The sequence below is a fragment of the Pseudomonas sp. genome (assembly GCF_036387035.1).
Classification (GTDB): domain Bacteria; phylum Pseudomonadota; class Gammaproteobacteria; order Pseudomonadales; family Pseudomonadaceae; genus Aquipseudomonas.
On record NZ_DASVUM010000001.1, the window covers coordinates 1 to 17,261 of the forward strand.

Annotated in this window: 16 protein-coding genes; 4 read left to right on the forward strand and 12 right to left on the reverse strand. The window is 59.3% G+C overall.

Annotated features, from left to right (window positions below):
- Positions 1–21 precede the first annotated feature (21 nt).
- Together VF672_RS00005 and VF672_RS00010 are read left to right on the forward strand one after the other, a co-directional pair.
- Positions 22–1,263: a glutamine synthetase family protein gene (locus tag VF672_RS00005; protein ID WP_331100131.1), complete on the forward strand. Its 1,242-nt coding sequence runs from the start codon at positions 22–24 to the stop codon at positions 1,261–1,263.
- A 54-nt stretch (positions 1,264–1,317) separates the two neighbouring features.
- Positions 1,318–2,796, forward strand: a complete 1,479-nt coding sequence (locus tag VF672_RS00010) for an MFS transporter (protein ID WP_331100050.1) — start codon at positions 1,318–1,320, stop codon at positions 2,794–2,796.
- A 405-nt stretch (positions 2,797–3,201) separates the two neighbouring features.
- Here VF672_RS00010 and VF672_RS00015 read toward each other — a convergent pair whose 3' ends face one another.
- The 12 genes from VF672_RS00015 to flgA all read right to left on the reverse strand — a co-directional run bounded on the left by VF672_RS00015 (position 3,202) and on the right by flgA (position 15,084).
- Positions 3,202–3,981, reverse strand: a complete 780-nt coding sequence (locus VF672_RS00015; RefSeq protein ID WP_331100052.1) for a hypothetical protein — start codon at positions 3,979–3,981, stop codon at positions 3,202–3,204.
- 20 nt (positions 3,982–4,001) lie between these two features.
- Positions 4,002–5,075, reverse strand: a complete 1,074-nt coding sequence (locus tag VF672_RS00020) for an SEL1-like repeat protein (protein ID WP_331100054.1) — start codon at positions 5,073–5,075, stop codon at positions 4,002–4,004.
- A 49-nt stretch (positions 5,076–5,124) separates the two neighbouring features.
- Complete coding sequence (locus VF672_RS00025) at positions 5,125–6,165, reverse strand: SEL1-like repeat protein (RefSeq protein WP_331100056.1); 1,041 nt, start codon at positions 6,163–6,165, stop codon at positions 5,125–5,127.
- Entirely contained in the window at positions 6,166–8,130 is a 1,965-nt protein-coding gene (locus VF672_RS00030) for a phospholipase D-like domain-containing protein (RefSeq protein ID WP_331100058.1), read from the reverse strand.
- A 2-nt stretch (positions 8,131–8,132) separates the two neighbouring features.
- Positions 8,133–8,951, reverse strand: coding sequence for a DUF2345 domain-containing protein (locus tag VF672_RS00035; RefSeq protein WP_331100133.1), 819 nt, complete (start codon positions 8,949–8,951; stop codon positions 8,133–8,135).
- 7 nt (positions 8,952–8,958) lie between these two features.
- On the reverse strand, positions 8,959–10,914 hold the full coding sequence (locus VF672_RS00040; protein ID WP_331100060.1) for a type VI secretion system Vgr family protein: 1,956 nt from the start codon (positions 10,912–10,914) through the stop codon (positions 8,959–8,961).
- Positions 10,911–11,891 carry a hypothetical protein gene (locus VF672_RS00045; RefSeq protein WP_331100062.1) on the reverse strand — a complete coding sequence of 327 codons (981 nt, stop codon included), beginning with the start codon at positions 11,889–11,891 and terminating at the stop codon, positions 10,911–10,913. Before VF672_RS00045 ends, VF672_RS00040 begins: the two co-directional genes overlap by 4 nt.
- A gap of 8 nt (positions 11,892–11,899) precedes the next feature.
- On the reverse strand, positions 11,900–12,154 hold the full coding sequence (locus VF672_RS00050) for a PAAR domain-containing protein (RefSeq protein WP_331100064.1): 255 nt from the start codon (positions 12,152–12,154) through the stop codon (positions 11,900–11,902).
- Positions 12,155–12,495: 341 nt separating this feature from the next.
- Complete coding sequence (locus VF672_RS00055) at positions 12,496–13,236, reverse strand: flagellar brake protein (RefSeq protein WP_331100066.1); 741 nt, start codon at positions 13,234–13,236, stop codon at positions 12,496–12,498.
- 82 nt (positions 13,237–13,318) lie between these two features.
- Positions 13,319–13,786, reverse strand: a complete 468-nt coding sequence (locus tag VF672_RS00060) for a flagellar protein FlgN (protein ID WP_331100069.1) — start codon at positions 13,784–13,786, stop codon at positions 13,319–13,321.
- 49 nt (positions 13,787–13,835) lie between these two features.
- The gene (gene flgM / locus VF672_RS00065; protein ID WP_331100070.1) at positions 13,836–14,153 is read right to left on the reverse strand and encodes a flagellar biosynthesis anti-sigma factor FlgM; all 318 of its coding nucleotides are present in this window, start codon (positions 14,151–14,153) and stop codon (positions 13,836–13,838) included.
- A 169-nt stretch (positions 14,154–14,322) separates the two neighbouring features.
- The gene (gene flgA, locus VF672_RS00070) at positions 14,323–15,084 is read right to left on the reverse strand and encodes a flagellar basal body P-ring formation chaperone FlgA (protein WP_331100135.1); all 762 of its coding nucleotides are present in this window, start codon (positions 15,082–15,084) and stop codon (positions 14,323–14,325) included.
- A gap of 73 nt (positions 15,085–15,157) precedes the next feature.
- Between flgA and VF672_RS00075 the strand changes: the two genes are divergently transcribed.
- Entirely contained in the window at positions 15,158–16,090 is a 933-nt protein-coding gene (locus tag VF672_RS00075) for a chemotaxis protein CheV (RefSeq protein ID WP_331100072.1), read from the forward strand.
- A gap of 45 nt (positions 16,091–16,135) precedes the next feature.
- Positions 16,136–16,963, forward strand: a complete 828-nt coding sequence (cheR, locus tag VF672_RS00080; RefSeq protein ID WP_331100074.1) for a protein-glutamate O-methyltransferase CheR — start codon at positions 16,136–16,138, stop codon at positions 16,961–16,963.
- Positions 16,964–17,261 lie beyond the last annotated feature (298 nt).

Consider the following 17,261-nt stretch of genomic DNA (forward strand, 5'->3'; position numbering starts at 1 on the left):
GGCGTGCCACGAGGGAAGGTGATGACCGCCGAGGGGTTTCTCGAAGGCCGTCGGTTGCAGTTGGCGCGGGGCGTGCTGCTGCAATGCATCATGGGCGGCTACCCGCCGTCGAAATTCTACGGCAGCGACGACGGCGACCTGGCCCTGATCGCTGACCCGCAGCAAACCCATCGCCTGCCCTGGAGCGAGGAGCCGCGCGCCCTGGCGATCTGTGACGCCGACGAGCTCGACGGCCATCCGTCGCCGCTGTCCACCCGCGGCCAGCTCAAATCGGTAATTGCCCGCTATGCCCGGCATGGCTGGTCACCGGTGGTGGCGACCGAGCTTGAGTTCTTCGTCTTTGCCGCCAACCCCGATGCGAGCCAGCCCTTCCAGCCGCCGGTCGGTCTGGACGGTCGTCGTGAAGACGGCCAGTCGGCGTTCAGCATCAGTTCCAACAATGGCCTGCGCCCGTTTTTCAAAGAGGTGTATGCCTGCATGACCGCGCTGGGCTTGCCTCGCGACACCGTCATGCACGAGATGGGCGTCAGCCAGTTCGAGATCAATCTGCTGCACGGCGATCCGCTGTTGCTGGCCGACCAGACGTTTCTGTTCAAGCACCTGCTCAAGGAGGTCGCGCTCAAACACGGCCTGATCGTGGTGTGCATGGCCAAACCGCTGGCGCACACGCCCGGGAGTTCGATGCACATCCACCAGAGCGTGGTCGACACCGCCACTGGCAATAACATCTTCAGCGACGAGCAGGGCGAGGCCACCGACCTGTTCCATCATTTCATTGGCGGTCAGCAGGCGGCGATGGCCGACTTCACGGCGTTGTTCGCGCCCAACGTCAATTCCTATCATCGCCTGTGCCATCCCTTCGCTTCGCCGAACAACGCCTGCTGGTCCCATGACAACCGTTCGGCGGGCCTGCGCATTCCCGCCAGCGCAGCGGTCGCCCGTCGGGTCGAGAACCGTTTGCCCGGCGCCGACGCCAACCCGTATCTGGCCATCGCCGCCAGCCTGGCGGCGGGCTTGCATGGCATCGAGCACCGGCTCGAACCGTCGCCACCGATTCAAGGTGAGTTCGTCGTGCCCGATAATCTGTCGTTGCCATGTACCCTGCACGCTGCCCTGGAGCGTCTGACTCGCAGCGCGTTGGCCAAGGAACTGTTCGGTGCTGAATTCATCGAAGGTTACGTCGCGTCGAAGACCCTGGAAATGACCAGCTTCTTCAACGAAATCACCCCCTGGGAGCGCCGCGTTCTGGCCGCTCAGGCTTAAGAATCGCTGTTCGGAAACCCTCTCAAGTCGGGGGTTTCCGTTTTTTGGAAAGCTATGCGCCAAATCTGGAAGTCTTTTCGAGCGCTGTATTTTGCCTCGCTGATGATGTTGATCGGCTCGGGCCTGCTCAGCACCTACCTCGCCCTGCGCCTGGCCGCTGACCAGGTCGATGGCTTGTGGGTCGGTGCGTTGATGGCAGCGAACTACGTCGGCCTGGCCCTGGGCGGGAAGATCGGCCACCGCCTGATCGGCCGCATAGGGCACATCCGTGCTTACGCAACGTGCGCCGGGATTGTCGGCGCAGCGGTGCTGGGCCATGGGCTTTTCGACTATTTACCGGCGTGGATCTTCCTGCGGATGATTGTCGGCCTGGGGATGATGTGCCAGTACATGGTCATCGAGAGCTGGCTCAACGAGCAGGCCTCGCCCAAGCAGCGCGGCACGGTGTTCAGCCTCTACATGATCGCGTCTTACCTGGGGCTGGTGCTCGGCCAGCTGATTCTGGTCGTCCACCCGCAGCTGGGCCCGGAACTGCTCATGCTCGTGGCGATGTGTTTCGCGCTCTGCCTGGTGCCCGTGGCGATGACCCGCAGCATTCACCCGGCGCCCATGCACCCGGCGCCTCTCGAGCCGCTATTCTTCATGCGCCGTGTGCCGCAATCGCTGACCACGGTGCTGAGCGCCGGCATGATTATCGGCTCCTTTTACGGCCTGGCGCCGCTGTATGCCGCGCAGCAGGGCCTGTCCACCGAGCATGTCGGTCTGTTCATGGCCAGTTGCATTGGCGCGGGCCTCATCGTGCAGGGTCCGCTGGGCAAACTCTCGGACCGCTATGACCGCGCCTGGCTGATTCGCGGTGTGGCCGGCTTGCTGGTGCTGGCATCACTGCCGCTGGCGATCCTCCCAAGCGTACCGATGGAATTGCTGCTGGCGGTGGGCTTCCTCGCGTCGCTGCTGCAGTTTTCCCTGTACCCGCTGGCGGTGGCGTTTTCCAACGACCACGTCGAAGGCGAACGTCGGGTCTCCCTGACGGCCATGCTCCTGATGACCTACGGCGTCGGCGCCAGTATCGGCCCGCTGGTGTCCGGTGTGCTGATGAAGATGTTCGGCAGCAACATGCTTTACGCCTTCGTCTGCTTCGTGGCGCTGGTGCTGGTGACGCGTATTCGTCCGAAAGCCGTCACCAACCTGCACCAGGTCGAAGACGCCCCGCTGCACCACATCGCCATGCCCGACAGCATGTCCAGCTCCCCGCTGGTGGTCGCCCTTGACCCGCGGGTTGATGAGCAGGTGGTGCAGGATCAGATGCAGGACGTTGAACCTGAGCCGGAGGTTTCGACCGAGGTTGCGCCGGATGTGGCGGCTGAAGCCGAAGTGCAGCCAGAGATGGTGGAGCGGGTCGTGGCGTCGGGTGAAGGCGTTGTGCGGCCGGTGGCGATTATGGATGAGGAGGTGGTTGCTGATACTGGTGCGGCTGGGCCGGAGGAGGCGGTTGAGGTGCGCCGGGATGTTGGGGTGGATAGGCCTTTGTGATGGGGCCTGGCTGTCCGGGCTCCCACAGGTCTGTTGTCTCACGCAGACAGCCCGAGCACCGCGAAATCCTGTAGGAGCGCGCTTGCCCGCGAAGGCGGTGTGTCTGTGAAATGGATGTCGGCTGGGCCACCGCCTTCGCCAGCAAGCTGCCTCCCACAGATTCAGTGCCTGAATCCGAAATCTTGCTGAGGCAAAACCTGAGCGACCGGGGTGGCGCTCCACCTTGCCCGCGAAGGCGATCTGTCTGCGAAATGGATTTCCTCAGGCTGACCCCATTCGCGGGCTAGCGCGCTCTTACAGTTGATCTCCATTCAACCGCCGATCTGTCGCGGCCGCTGAACCTGCGGTGAGCTTGCTGGCGAATGGGGTGTTTCATCCGGCAAAACTCTACCGGGCATCTTCGACCTATAGCAGCCAATGCAAGAATGAATCCCAGTGGCTTTCCGCGGATTCATCAAATGTTTGTCTGTTAAGTTCAGCACAGTCACGCAGCGTTTTGGCAAACTGCGGCTCGCCTTCACGCGTCAGCAGGTCTGCCATCTTCGATAAAGCATCTGGATCGCCATTGAGAGCGGCCCGCCACCTGAAAGAGCCTCCAATGAGCGATGGCTTATGTGCTAGCTCATTGGGGCCGCCCCCTTTAAAATCGGCCATTTTGTTGTAACCGGCAGGAATGTTGTTGTGAATAAGCCAAGCTATTGCGGCGGCTGCGTATGTCCTATTCCCCTCGCGCAACTTCATGGTCACCAGCCGCTCGGCCGCCCGCCAATATCCTCCCCGAGCAGCGGCGGCGTATTTGAGCTCTGCTTCAGACCCCTGACCCAGCAATTCCGCTTCGTTAAACGCGGCTAGTGCAGATGCGCTCGGTTTTTCAAGGCGAAGAGGCGCACAAGAGAAATACCTCTCATCAATGGTTGCTTGCGGCGTGCTGATCCATATCTCCTGGTCTAGCTCAGCGTCACTTAGCGTATCTCCAGCAGTTTGCAGGGTCATGGACTCCAGTACCCATTCTGGGATCTGCTCGTCTGCATCGACAAGTGAGGTCAGTAAACGATGAATCTCTGAAGTAGTGTTGGTGAACCACTTATGGAATGAGTCGTTTTCCATTAGGGAGATGGCGAGAAAACTGATTAGAAAAATCGAGGCGAGCACCCCATCCAAAAATCTTTTCGATGACACAGTCATAGCTATTCATCCCTTTACGGCTAGAAAATTTTATCAGTGAAAGACCTAAGTTTGAGTTTTAGCGCGCTTAGTTGCCGTCCAGTGTTTGGATCAAGGTCTTTTTCTCTACTCATCCGGGCGACGAGTTCATCACTTGGCGGAAGTGGTGTAATGGCTGCATCCCACTCACGCTTCCACTGGTATGTCCCATCCCAAACGGGCAAGTTGGCTGGGGGCAGCGGAACAATTTGATCAATGTCCGGTAATTGAGGGTGGAGATTCCTGTATCTGGCAAGAAATTTTGCAATCAGAGCATAGCGCCGAGACCTTTCTGCGCTGTCTTCCGAAGTGAAGGCAATGGAATCTCCTGTCAATCTAGTTGGGTTGAATGCTTTGGCGAGAAATGACGCACTTTCCTCATTTCCTGATTTAACGGCTGACTGAAGGCCGGGTAAGGCCTCACCGTAATTCTTATTATCAGGGGTCATCTCAAAATAAAGGTATGTGGCGTTTACGTGTCCTTGTAACATCGCGCAGCGCAGCATGGGGCGGGTGATCGCCGGAGGGTCTGGATAATATATACCCTCTCTGGCGATGCTATATTGTGCCTCAGGACTTCCTAGATCGGCCGCGCGTCTAAGGTAATGTTGCGATGCTGGAATATCTTGTTTGACGCCATACCCAAGCCCAAGATAAGCGCTCATATATAAATGAGCCCAGGGGATATCTTCGGTTGTTAAATGTTTCATCAGGTTAATAATCTCGTCCACCCGCTTCGCCGTACTTATTTTTTGCTGTAACAGCAGGTCCTCTAAGCCAGTTGCTGCCGGATAATGACCATGCGCGGCAGCAATTCGAAAGTAACGCGCAATTTTATCGAGGTCCTCAGGCTCTATTGCAGCGGCGAGGTGCATTCCATATTGATACAAGAGTTCTACTTCTGAATTGGATGCTGGTAGGTTTGCCGACTCATACACGCATTTAAATTCCGATGTATCATGCGCGGCGTCGTAATCTGCACTTACAGGAGGTAAGCCTGGGGTTGTTTCATCTTTTGTATCGCAGCCGGTTAGAGACAGCGCTAATAATAACGCTGCTGATGCGTGAAAGTTCATATCAGTCCTTGTGTTTGCTATTTGCTTGAGTACTCATGCATCGAGGGCATTACCTCAACCCACTCAACGGCCAGCCGGTAGCCGGATCAAGGCCCTTCTCCTCACACATTCGCGCGATCAGTTCTTCGCTGGGTGGGGATGGCGGTACGGCGGCGTCGCGTCTGCGCTTCCATTCGAACGTTTCGTCCCAATCGGGAAGTTGTGCTGGGGGGAGGGGGACGATTTGGTCGATGTCCGGGACTTTGGCGCCGAGGTGTTCGTATCTGTCTAAAAAGGCTTCGATCAGTCGATACCGTCTGGACCGCTCGGTGTCTTTATTGAGTGCGAGATAGTGAAGTCTGTTATCAGGCCCGACGCCGGTGAATGCGTTTTTGAGCGTCATTGCGGTTAAGGAATCACCAGATTTAACTGCTAGTTGATAAGCACGCAGTGCCTCCGGAAAATCTCCCTGATTTTGCTTCAGAGCTCCGTATTCCCCTGCGGCTTTAAGGTGGCCTTGTTCCATTGCACACTTGCGCATTTGAGATGCAACCTTTCCCCCTCCTTTAAGCTGGAAAAGTTGATCGGCGACATAGTATTGCGCGTCCGGATTTCCTAAGTCGGCGGAGCGCCTAAAGTAGTAGCGCGCAGCTGAACTATCTTGGCTGACTCCGTATCCTAGCTCTAGATAGTGCCCCATGTCGTAGTAAGCTCCAGGAATATTTAACTCCATGAATTCCTCCGCTAGGTTGATCGTTTCGCGTGCCGGACGCGGAGCATTCGTCATTCCTTGTGATAGCAATGCTTGGAGATTGGTCGCGGCACGATAGTGACCATGCGCGGCAGCAATTCTGTAGAACCGAGCGGCGAGGTTGAAATCTTTCGGTCCCTTTACCTGGGTTAAATGCAGCGCGTAACGATATAGAGTTTCCGCGTCTGGATGCAATCCCGGTAATGCGTCAGATTCATGCGCACAAGTAAATTCTAGACGTTTGAAGGCGACATCGTAGTCAGCCTTTTCAGGAATAAAATATGTCACAGGTTTGTCCCTCATGTCGCAACCGTTTGCGGAAAGCGCCAGTACCAGTAGTCCGTAAAATTTGATGTTCATTTAATCTATATTCTTACGGCTAGGGCTGGTTCGTAAAAATTCGACTAGGGAACATACCGGTTTTTGGTTGGTAGCACCCTGCTCTTGCCCATGCGCTAATTTATTTGCTCTGATCCTCTCACTCCACGCTTTAAACGCTTCACTGACATCCCCTACATCCTTTTCCCCCGTATGCAACCCCCACAACTGCCTCCTCAACGGTTTCGCCACCGCCGGATCTTCCACGCATATATTCAACTCGCTGTCCGAGCTCATACTCCGCTCATTCATATTCGCCGAGCCCAACGTGGTAAACACGTCATCAATAATCATCAACTTGCTATGGATATACACTTCCAACCAGTTATCGGGCGGGGAGTCCGGTGCAACTAGGGTGCAGATGTGGACTTTTAATCCAGGCACATCAATCGGGGTAATGGGTGCGCTTTTCTCGCTCTGGAGCTGTTTTTTAAGTTCTGTGTACTGTCTGGCCAGTTCATCACGTTCGATTTCCAGCCGTTCGATGGGTCCATCGAGCTTGCCCATCGCGTCCACACGGTTGTAGTAGGCGGCCAGTTTGGTTTGCGCAGCAATGTGCTCCTCGCGCAACGCATCGAGCTTCGCTTGCCAGTAATCATCGTGTTCCAGACGCGCCACAGAGGGCATGACTTCACTGCGACCCAACTGTCGGAGCATGCGGAACGTGCCGAGTGCGCCGTCGGCCATGCCTTCGTCGGAGGAGTTGGTGACGACGAACAGGTGCAGGTAACCGTGTTCGCCGGGGTCGCGACCGCCTTCGGCATGGCGCCGGGCGATGTCGACAACGGCGTCGGCGAACGGCTTCCAGCGGAAGTACTGGTTCTCGATGTAGATGAACTGGGTCGCGTTCCTGACCGCTTGCAGGTACATCGTCCGGATGTCGCGCTTGCCGGCCTCGGTCTGGGTGCGCAGCACTTGCGCCATCATCGGTGGCCCGAAACCCTTGCGCGGTTTCAGGTGGGCGGCGAGGGGCTCACGGGCGGTCTGCAGGTCAATGCCGGTCGCCTTCAGCCAGGCCTGGGTGAAGTTGGCATTCAGGTCCTGGAGCACCGGGCCGGTGACGCGGCTGGAGATGTCCTGGCGAGGCGTGGAGCCGTTGCGCCCGGACACGTCATCGGCATGCGCATGGGCGTGGTCGTCGCGGTCCCAATAGGGGTCGAGCATGTTGTGGCCCATGACAAAACCGACCGCTCGGTCGGCGTGCTCGTAATCGACCAGTACCATTTTCTGGTGATGGGTGGGGATCACCGACATCGCTGCTGCCTTGCCGGCGGCCTCAAGTTCTGCCGCGCCTTGCTCCCGGGAGCGCGTCCAGATTTGATAGGCAATCTCTGCTCGGTCGGCCAGCCCCAGGTCGCGGACTGCAAACTCGATGTTTTCGAAAGGCCGCGCGCCCGCCTTGAACAGTTCTTGTGCCTGTAACTTGATCCATCGGTAGCCCTTGAGTGCGGGGAACATCTGTTCCACCAACGAACTGGCGCGGGTGTCAGGGGTTGAGGCGCGGCGGTACCATTCCCAGTCATACGCTTGCTGCCACGTGGAGCGCCAGTCGCCGGCGGGCGATACAAAAGAGGCCAGGTTCCGGCCCGGCGTCATGTTTTCCGCGAACATCGCAGTCAGGTGAGCGCTGTCGGACCAGCACAGCACCCGCACCTTCACGCCAAGGGAGGCTTTAATGACCAGCAGTTCGCCGATGCACTGCTCCTGACCGCCGCCGCGCTTGAACTGCATCGAGGGCTGAAATCCCCAGCAAATAATCTCGACCGAATGTTTTGCCGCCATGATCGCGTCGTGGACCGCACCAAACGCTCGCTCACCATTCACCAGCGGCTCGAATGTCGCAGGCTTGGGCGAATACTCGCTGCACTGGACCATCCAGCGCTGGTTCATGACAGCCGATGAGGTCTGGCTCGTGGCGATGGGGCAGGTGATGCTGGGTGTGTTCATCTTCAGGCTTCCGTGTCTGGATCGTTGAGGCGGTCGTAGTCTTCGCGGTACTGGCTGGGCGCGGCGCCCAAACCGGGCGTCAGGCTGTGTTGGTGGCGATGCAGGCCGCGATTGGCGCGGGCGCCGTTGTCCTGATCGCCGAGGTAATCGCCGCTGACCGGGATGTCATAGCTGGCGCCGTTGGCCAGTTCGACGCGATAGCGCGAGCGGGATACGCGGTGCTCGACGCTGATTTTTCCATCGCTCGACATCACCCCCTTTTCGATCTCGACGCCGTCGGCGAAGACCGTGTAGGGCATGCCGGTCCATGGCTGATGACGGGCAGCGCTGCTTTGCCCGGCCAGCAGCGTCAGCGTCTGGCCCACCGAGCTTTGCGGCCAAGGCGTCTGCTCGCGGTTCATCTGGCTGGCGCTGCCGAGGGTTTTCTTAGCGGCTTTGATGTCAATGGTGCCGGGGGCGTGAATCTGGATATCGCCGTTCTTCAGGCGGATGTAGGCCCCGCCGCAGGTCAGCAGAATCTCCTCCTGGGCGGCGATCTCGATGGTTCGCGCCGTGGAGGTGATGCGCACGCTGTCCTTGGCGGTCAGCTCGATGGCGTCGTCCTGGGCCTGAATCTCGACCTTGCCCTTGGCCGCGAACAACTTGGCCCCGGCGTCGCGGGCAAACAGGCTGATGCTGCGACCCACACTCACCAGCAGCGAGCGCGCACTGGCAAGATTAATGTCTTCCCCGCTGGAAAGAGTGGTGTGGCGGCCGCTGTGCAACTGGATGTTCTCCGGCGTGACGGCGGCGATGTCAGCGGGGGCGGAGGCAACGATCAGCGGCGCGTCATAGCCCTGAGACGTCGCATTGCCCTGGCGGTGGGAATGCGTGGCGGCGGTGCAAGCGGTTCAGGTGCTCAACGCCTCCCTCCAGCGAATGGGCAGTGTGCTGACCGGCGTGGTCGGACAGCGCCGTCATGCGTTGCAACGCGTCGCCGAGATGCTGGCCGGCTTCGCTGCTGTCCAGATGTCCGCTTTGTGCCTTGGTGCGTCGCCAGGTGCTGAGGTACAAGCCCTGCGGCGCGCGAATGGCGCCGGAGGCTTCGGTGCGCAGTTCAAATCCGTCACCGCGCCAGGCGCCCCGATCATTGCCCTGTTGATCAACCAGACAACCTAGATTCAGTTGGGTGTGGCCGTGGCTGCTGTGGATCTGCGTGCGCAATTGCGCGGTGGTGTCGTCCATGACCCACTGGTTGTAACCCAGCCCTTCTATTTCCTGGCTTCGGTAGCCGCTCATTCGCCCGGTGGAATGCCACGCCGGTTTATCGCCGCCGTAGACCTGCCCGAGGATTAGCGGTCGATCAATGTCGTTGTCGAGAAAGGTGACCACCACTTCCTCACCGGCGCGCGGCACATGCACGCTGCCCCAGCCGGCGCCGCTGCTGCTCTGCAGCATGCGCAACCAGCAACTGGGCGCCTTTTGCGCGGTGGTAAGCCGATCCCAATGAAAGCGCACGCACACCCGATTCAGGGCGTCGGTCTGCACAGCCGCGCCGTTGGGCGCCACGACCACGGCGGTCTGTGGCCCAGGGTTTATCGGTTTGTCGTGTTCGAAGGCGCTGCGGTAGGCGACGTCCAGGCGTTGAGCTTCGAACGAGTTGCGATAAAAGCCTTCCCCTTGGGCAGACGGACTGTCGCCACCCAGATCCTTGAGCCGCGATTGCAGGCTGCCGGGCCGTTCGCGACGGGTCAGTGCAACGGGCAGGTTGCTTTGCGCCCAGAATTCAACGGCGATCAGCATGAATGCGCGACGGTCGCGCGGACCCTCGTACAGCGGATGCCCACCCAGCTCGAAATGATGACCCGGCACCATCTGTCGGACACCGCCATGCCCGGTGATGCGCCTCGCCGCCGACTCCACCTGCTCGATCTGCACCCGCGTCAGCCAGTGCCCGTGTTCCTCGCTGTGCCACGCGTATTGGCCCCGATACTCGTAACGTTCCAGCGTCTTCGCCGCCCCGGGTGGATCAAGGCCCAGGGAGCGGGCAGACAGCGGCTGGCGGTGCGCCCGGTAGTTATTGCTGCTCCAGAGCACGTGCCCGTTGAGCAGTCTATCGGCCTGGCTCCACTCGACAATGCTGTCGTGATCCAGCGCGGCCGTCTGGGTGTGAAAAGGCAGTGCTTGCGGTTCCAGCGGAGGCAGGTCAAGGATGCTGTCGACGAACACGATCCGATGCTGGTCAGCCTCATGGCAGACGTACCAATAAATGCCCGCCTGCTCGCACCAGCGCTGCACGAAGTGGGCGTCGCTTTCGTTGAACTGGGTGACGTAGGACAGCGGCGGATGCCCGTGGCGCAGGTTGATTTCATAGCGGCCTTGCGCCTGGGGATGTTCCCGGAATACCTCGGAGAAGATGTCGATCAGCGTCATGTCTTGCCAGATGCGGCAATCCTGACGGTACTCCAGCAGGCTGAACCATGGCGCGAACTCGAGCTGCCAGTCCTGCAAACTGCCGTCGCTGCCCAGGGAGCGTACGCTGCTCACCAGGCCATGTTTGTAAATGTGGCTGCCGTCGGCCAGCTTGATGGCGAGGCGAACCGGCTCGCCGATCAGTGGCCTGGTATCGAGGCGTGTTGATTCGCTGACGACGTCCACGCAGTAGCGCGGTATCCGGCCGAGCCGCTCGACGCCGTGTACGCGCACCGCCAGCAACGGCTCCGTCAGCGGTGTCTTCAGTTCCAGCAGGCGCCCCTCCTGGCTGATGCCAGCGAGGTTGAAGGGGGAGTGTGTTGCGAAGGTCATGTCGGACTTCCTGTCGGGGCAGTGGGCACAGCGCGAGGTTCAGCGATGATCCATCCGCTGCTCGAATCGCTGTTGGCGAGGTCCAGCACCCATTGGGCGTGGCCGGGGGAAGCGCGGGCCGCGAGACAGCCGAGGGCCGTCTGCGTCCATTCGGCGGCGACGGGCCCGACCTGACCGCACAGCGGTGGCCCCTCAACCTGTTGATTGAAGGTCTGCGCAGGGGCGGTACTCGGCGTATCGGTTCGCGTGCCACGCGTGAGCGAAACGAGTGAAACCACCTCGCCGAGCGGCGCCAGACCTGCCGCATGTGCGTTTGCCGGCAGGGTGGCCCAGCTGTCGATGCTCAGGCACAGATGACCGGGCATGCTCAGGTTGCTGGACAGTAAACCGGCAAGCCACGGCCCCGGCGCCTGGTCGGCGATACGGAAACCGCCGCCGGGCAGACGCGCCTGGGGCCACATATTCAGCACGGTTTCGAACCAGACCAGTGGATCGACATGGGACGGCGTGAACAGATGCACCTCAACCTGGGTCCAGTCCGCGACTCGGTCCAGCAGCGGGCACTGGGTCAGGGTTGCCTGCAGCAGTTCGATGGCGCGGCTGAGCGGGTCGATCGAGGGCTGAGTCGTCGGATCGATCTCGATCCGCCGCAACAGTCGGCGCGAGCCGCCAGCAGCCATCAGCCTGGGGTCGTGGCTCAGCGCGTTCGCGTATCCGGGTATGCCCTGGGCAGGTAACTGCTGATCGAGGGAGTGCCCGGGCAATCGAAGCCAGACGTCCTCGACGCTGACTCCCTGCGCACAGAAATCACCCCGTGGCTTGGCCCGGTCCAGCAGACGTTGGGCGGCTTCGAGTGCCAGCCGCTTTTCGGAAATCCGGTCGTACATGCTGCGCGGGGGCACCATGTATTGTCTCGGGACCGGTGGTAGCGGCGGCTGCACAGGTTTGCCAAGCAGGCGTTTCAGAAATGCTTTCATGGCGATCCTTACACAATGCAGACGTCATCGTGGGTTGCAACGAGGGTGTCGCCGCAGGCAAGGCGGTCCCCCTCGCGTGCAATGGGCCGGTCATCGACCAGGACCGTTTCATCCCCTTGGTCGATGGCGCATGGGCCGTGGGTGCAGAGCACGCGGTCGCCCAGGCGGGCAACGTTGAGACCGTGCAGGAAGGTGGAAGGCGAGCCTTGAGTGACTCGGCCGCCTTTTAGGGTGGGGTCGTTGAGAACAATGATCGGGCGCATGGCGAAACTTCCCTGAGACGTGGCCGCGGTGAGCGTCCATGCTCCGGTGCGTTTGAGCGGCGAAACTAACACAGGATTAGCGGCTTGAAATTGGCACAGGTTATTTCAAGACGCGTCCCACGCAGGCGCGGTGAAGAGTCCTACAGGCGGGCGTGATGAGGTTCACATCTTTGTTGGCGAAACCGTCATTTGGAAGGGGCGGAGCGGGGCAGGAGCGTGCTGGCTGATCGGGTTGCTGGGTTGTCTTGGGAAGTGCAGATGTCAGCGATCGGGGAGGTGAAGCAGGATTCAGCAAGCCGCCCGCGCGTCTTCAAACGCGCAGGCAGGGTTACTGTCAGCAATCAGAAATCGTCGTCTTTGTCGAAGCGTCGCGCTTCTCGCTGCAATTGATACACAAAGCGCTCAACCTGACGTTGCACCAATCCACTCATGTTGTGGAAGCGCACACCGGCGAACGTGGTGTTGATCCTTTCTTCGAAATGCAGATAGCGCAGTTCCACCGGCGCAGTCATGTTGCCGAACGGCAGGGAGGCGATGAAGCGCTCATACACCTGACCCAGCTGCATGCGCTCGGAGACATCGCCCTCGAAGCGCAACTTGCAGCCGGTGGCGGAGATGTCCAGCAGTTTGCCGCGCAATGGAGACTTGAGCTTGTCGCCGCCGATCTCGATGTTGATCAGCGAGGCCAGCTTCAGCGCCGCGCGGAACGCATTGCGGCGCTGGTGATAAACGACTTCTTCGGGGAGAGGGCCGCGATAGCTGCGAGGGTCTTCGATCACCGTCAGTTGGGCTTTGCTTTCCCAGGCGATGCGCACACCGTCGTGAAAACCTTCGACACGGAAAGGTTCGCCGCTGGCCAGGAAACGCTCGCCATCGCGCGGGATCATTTCGTCGAGAATGACCTCGTTGGTGTCGCGGTCAACGTCGATCACGTAACTCTGAAAGCGCTGGCTGCGCTCGTGAAAGGTGATGATCAACGGGTCGTGACTGTCCATCAGCAGCCGTAGATTGGCAGCGATTTCCAGCGGGGTGGTCAGTACCTTCGGGGGCTGCGGAACATCTTCCGCGCTTGAGGCATTCACGGTTTATCCATCTCCAGGCAAATAACGGCAGCGTGCAGCGCGCGGCATATTGCCACCACGGTGCGCACCTTGATACAAGAACTTACGCCTGGCTAAGCGGACGAGGTCTGGCCTTGCCCGACGTCGAACCACGGCTGTCATACAGCGTGGGGGTGTCGCCGCCGTTGAGAATCCTCAACTGCTGTGCCGTGGTGAGTTGCTGGAGCTGGATGAGGCTGCCATTTTGTTCATTGGCCGCCTGGCATTCACTCATTAATGCGCTGAGTTCATCGCCTGAAGCCAACAAGGCTTCGCCCACGGACGAATGCCTGGCCACTTCTTCAAGCCCCGCGCGATTGGCGGGCAGGCCCAGGCTGGTCATTAATTGGGTACGTCGGCGTCCATGCTGCTCGAGCACGATCACCAGCGCCTGTTTCTGCGCCAGGATGTGTTCCATCTCGACCATATTGCGCCCGTGAAGCGCCACTGACTCGGCCTTCAGGATGTCCAGCAAATGCCGGGTCGGCGCTATGTCGTCCGTGATCAGTTGAAGCAATGTAGTGTCTTGCATCGCATGCCCTGGTGTTTAAGCGTCCAGAAGCCCCTGCGCAGACCTGGGGCTAGCGCTGGGCTTCGAAGTTAAGCAGTTTGCTTGCAACACGATTGCTGTCGACCTTATAGCTGCCGTCGGCGATGGCCTGCTTCAACTCAGCCACGCGGCTGCTGTTGACGACGGGCTGATCGCGCAACGAATCACTGATCTTCTGCAACTGTTGAGCTTCGCTGCTCAAATGTACTGCCTCACCGCTACCGGGCACGCTCGAGGTGCCGCTGACCGCTGCCGTAGCTTCGGTTTTGCCGGCTTCCTTGGTGCTGGCCGTACGAGTTGTACCGCCGACGGTAGTGGAGCTGTTCAAACGATTGAAGTCGATGACCATGATGAAAAACCTCTGGGTTCTAGGACGCTTGCCATGGTTTCGGCCATACCCGGAATAACTTTAGGGCTCGCACGAAAACAGTCTCGAATGGACTTCGCGCGGAGCATTTGGGTTCCGAGTGTAGGAAAAGCGCAGGCACAGCGCCAGAGGTGTTGCCATCAGATGTCGGTTACATAGCGACCTCAACTTGCCCTGGCGCAACAATGTTGGCCTTGATCACGCGTTGGGAATTCAGGTTTTTTACCCGTATTTGCTCGTTGAAACCGCCGTCGGACAGGGCTTCGCCCGGCATGCGCACGCTCATCGAACCGCTGCGGGCGGTGATCACCACTTGGTCGCCCTTGTGGACCATTTGTGGTTGGTCGAGGTGGACCGGGGTCAGGATCTGGTCGATGACCGTTGGTCGGACAACTTTTTGCCCGATCGCTTGGTCGACCGAATCAAGGAAGCCTTGTCCCAGCAGGCTGACATCACGCTCGCGCAACGCGACATCGTTTTCGGTCACGATCGCTTCACGCTTCATGGGACGGACAACCGTGACGACATTGCGGTAAAGATGCACCTGGGCCGGCACGAACACTGTCCACGGGGACGTGCCTTCACAGCGCACGCGCACCGTGACGCGGCCGATGGGCTGGGCCGGGCTTTCCAGTGACGCTGTCAAATCCTTGTCGCACAGGGGCATGCGCAGGCGCGGGTCCAGCTGTTTGACCTCGATCTCGTAGCGTCCGGCGGTTTGGTTGGTCGCCATGTAGTCTTCAACTGTGAATTCAAGAAAGCCCTGGGTGACGCCGATAAGTGTTTCAGGCAGGGTCATGTTGTCTGCGCGGCTCAGGCTGGCGGCAGTTAACAGACACAGCGCGACCAGCACGCAGAGAAAGCTGCGGGTTGCGGGTGCCGGGCGTCGGGATACTGTCGTTTGTGTGTTCATGATGTGTAAATAGCAAGGCCCGTGCCGCATACCGATCCGGTAGCGCAATTGGTCGTTTTGGGAGGTGTGGTGCATGGCTGGTGTGATGGATTCAGTAAACCAGCGCACTCAACTGGTAGGGCAGAACCGCCTTGAGCTGCTGCTGTTCCGGTTGGACGGCAAGCAGTTGTATGGGATCAACGTGTTCAAGGTAAAAGAGGTGCTTCAGTGCCCAAAACTTACCCACATGCCCAAATCCAGTCCGATTGTGCGCGGTGTGGCAAGTATTCGTGGCGGGACCATCCCGATCCTCGATCTGGCGTTGGCGACCGGCGGCAAACCGTTGACTGACATGGCCAACGCGTTCGTGATCATCACGGAGTACAACACCAAGATTCAGGGCTTCCTGGTGCATTCGGTGGAGCGCATCGTCAACATGAACTGGGAAGACATTCATCCGCCACCCAAGGGTACCGGGCGCGACCACTACCTGACGGCAGTGACGCGACTCGATAACCAGTTGGTGGAAATCATCGACGTCGAGAAGATCCTCGCCGAAGTGGCGCCGGTCTCCGAGAACATCTCGGTCGGCGTGGTCACGGCAGAGGTCCAGCACAAGGCGCTCTCGCTGCGCGTGCTGACAGTCGATGATTCATCGGTGGCGCGCAAACAGGTAACGCGCTGCCTGCAAACCGTCGGCGTGGAAGTCACGGCGTTGAATGACGGTCGTCAGGCACTCGAATTCCTGCGCAAACTGGTGGAAGAAGGCAAGAAACCGGAAGAAGAATTCCTGATGATGATTTCCGACATTGAAATGCCGGAAATGGATGGCTATACCCTCACTGCAGAAATTCGCAGCGACCCGCGCATGCAGAAGTTGCACATCGTGTTGCACACCTCGTTGTCGGGCGTGTTCAACCAGGCGATGGTCAAGAAGGTCGGCGCGGATGATTTCCTGGCCAAGTTCCGGCCGGACGATCTGGCGGCGAGGGTGGTAGATCGTATCAAGGCGGCGGATATCAGCTGAGGAGGGGTTTTCCTCCTTGCTGTTCACATGATTTTGAGAGGCGGCATGTCTACAGGTAATTTGGATTTTGATCAGTTCCGGGTGTTCCTGGAAAAAGCCTGTGGCATTTTGCTGGGTGAAAATAAACAGTATCTGGTGTCCAGCCGTCTCAACAAGTTGATGGAACAGCAGTCCATCAAGTCGTTGGGTGAGCTGGTTCAGCGCATCCAGACCCAGCCTCGCAGTGGTTTGCGCGAGCAGGTGGTCGATGCGATGACGACCAACGAGACGTTATGGTTTCGCGATACTTATCCCTTCGAGGTGCTGAAGAACAAGGCGCTGCCGGAGGCGATCAAGGCCAGCCCCAACCAGCGTTTGCGAATCTGGTCGGCGGCCTGTTCGTCGGGGCAGGAACCGTATTCGCTGTCGATGTCGATCGATGAGTTCGAGCGCAGTAACCCGGGTCAGTTAAAGTCGGGTGTGCAGATTGTGGCGACGGATTTGTCGGGCTTGATGTTGAACAATTGCAAGACGGGTGAGTACGACAGTCTGGCCATTGGCCGTGGGTTGTCGCCGGACCGTCTGCAGCGTTTCTTCGATCAGAAGACGCCGGGACGATGGACGGTGAAGACGCCGATCAAGAGCCGGGTTGAGTTTCGTTCTTTCAACCTGTTGGACAGTTATGCGGCATTGGGCAAGTTCGATATCGTGTTCTGTCGCAACGTGTTGATTTATTTTTCGGCGGATGTGAAGAAGGATATTTTGTTGCGCATTCATTCGACGCTGAAGCCTGGGGGGTATTTGTTCCTTGGGGCGTCGGAGGCGTTGAACGGGTTGCCCGATCATTATCAGATGGTGCAGTGCAGTCCCGGGATTATTTACCAGGCGAAGTGATTGGCTGCGGTTTTGATTTGATGTGAACCCCGCTTAGGCGGGGTTTTTTATGTGTCGGCATTGGTTCTGCCTAACGGCAGAACTGTTTCGCCTTCGGCGAGTTACTTGGAAAAGCACCCCAAGTAACCAAGGGTGCTTGCTCTCGGTTGGGCCCGACTTCGTCGGGTTCCTTCACTCCGGTCCCGCTCCGTGGGCCCGCGCCGAACGGGCATCCATGCCCTGACGGCGCTCTCGCCGCATCCATGCGGCTCGGCCCACTCCACGAGACCTGCGTTCAGCCTGCACCCAAGTCGCGATT

Coding starts and splice junctions, on each gene's coding strand:
- VF672_RS00045 (WP_331100062.1), bottom strand. CDS start 11,891: ATGAAAGCATTTCTGAAACGCCTGCTTGGCAAACCTGTGCAGCCGCCG.
- cheR (WP_331100074.1), top strand. CDS start 16,136: ATGTCTACAGGTAATTTGGATTTTGATCAGTTCCGGGTGTTCCTGGAA.
- VF672_RS00030 (WP_331100058.1), bottom strand. CDS start 8,130: ATGAACACACCCAGCATCACCTGCCCCATCGCCACGAGCCAGACCTCA.
- VF672_RS00025 (WP_331100056.1), bottom strand. CDS start 6,165: ATGAACATCAAATTTTACGGACTACTGGTACTGGCGCTTTCCGCAAAC.
- flgM (WP_331100070.1), bottom strand. CDS start 14,153: ATGGTCATCGACTTCAATCGTTTGAACAGCTCCACTACCGTCGGCGGT.
- VF672_RS00040 (WP_331100060.1), bottom strand. CDS start 10,914: ATGACCTTCGCAACACACTCCCCCTTCAACCTCGCTGGCATCAGCCAG.
- VF672_RS00010 (WP_331100050.1), top strand. CDS start 1,318: ATGCGCCAAATCTGGAAGTCTTTTCGAGCGCTGTATTTTGCCTCGCTG.
- VF672_RS00060 (WP_331100069.1), bottom strand. CDS start 13,786: ATGCAAGACACTACATTGCTTCAACTGATCACGGACGACATAGCGCCG.
- VF672_RS00050 (WP_331100064.1), bottom strand. CDS start 12,154: ATGCGCCCGATCATTGTTCTCAACGACCCCACCCTAAAAGGCGGCCGA.
- VF672_RS00005 (WP_331100131.1), top strand. CDS start 22: ATGACCGCCGAGGGGTTTCTCGAAGGCCGTCGGTTGCAGTTGGCGCGG.
- VF672_RS00075 (WP_331100072.1), top strand. CDS start 15,158: ATGGCTGGTGTGATGGATTCAGTAAACCAGCGCACTCAACTGGTAGGG.
- VF672_RS00020 (WP_331100054.1), bottom strand. CDS start 5,075: ATGAACTTTCACGCATCAGCAGCGTTATTATTAGCGCTGTCTCTAACC.
- VF672_RS00015 (WP_331100052.1), bottom strand. CDS start 3,981: ATGACTGTGTCATCGAAAAGATTTTTGGATGGGGTGCTCGCCTCGATT.
- flgA (WP_331100135.1), bottom strand. CDS start 15,084: ATGAACACACAAACGACAGTATCCCGACGCCCGGCACCCGCAACCCGC.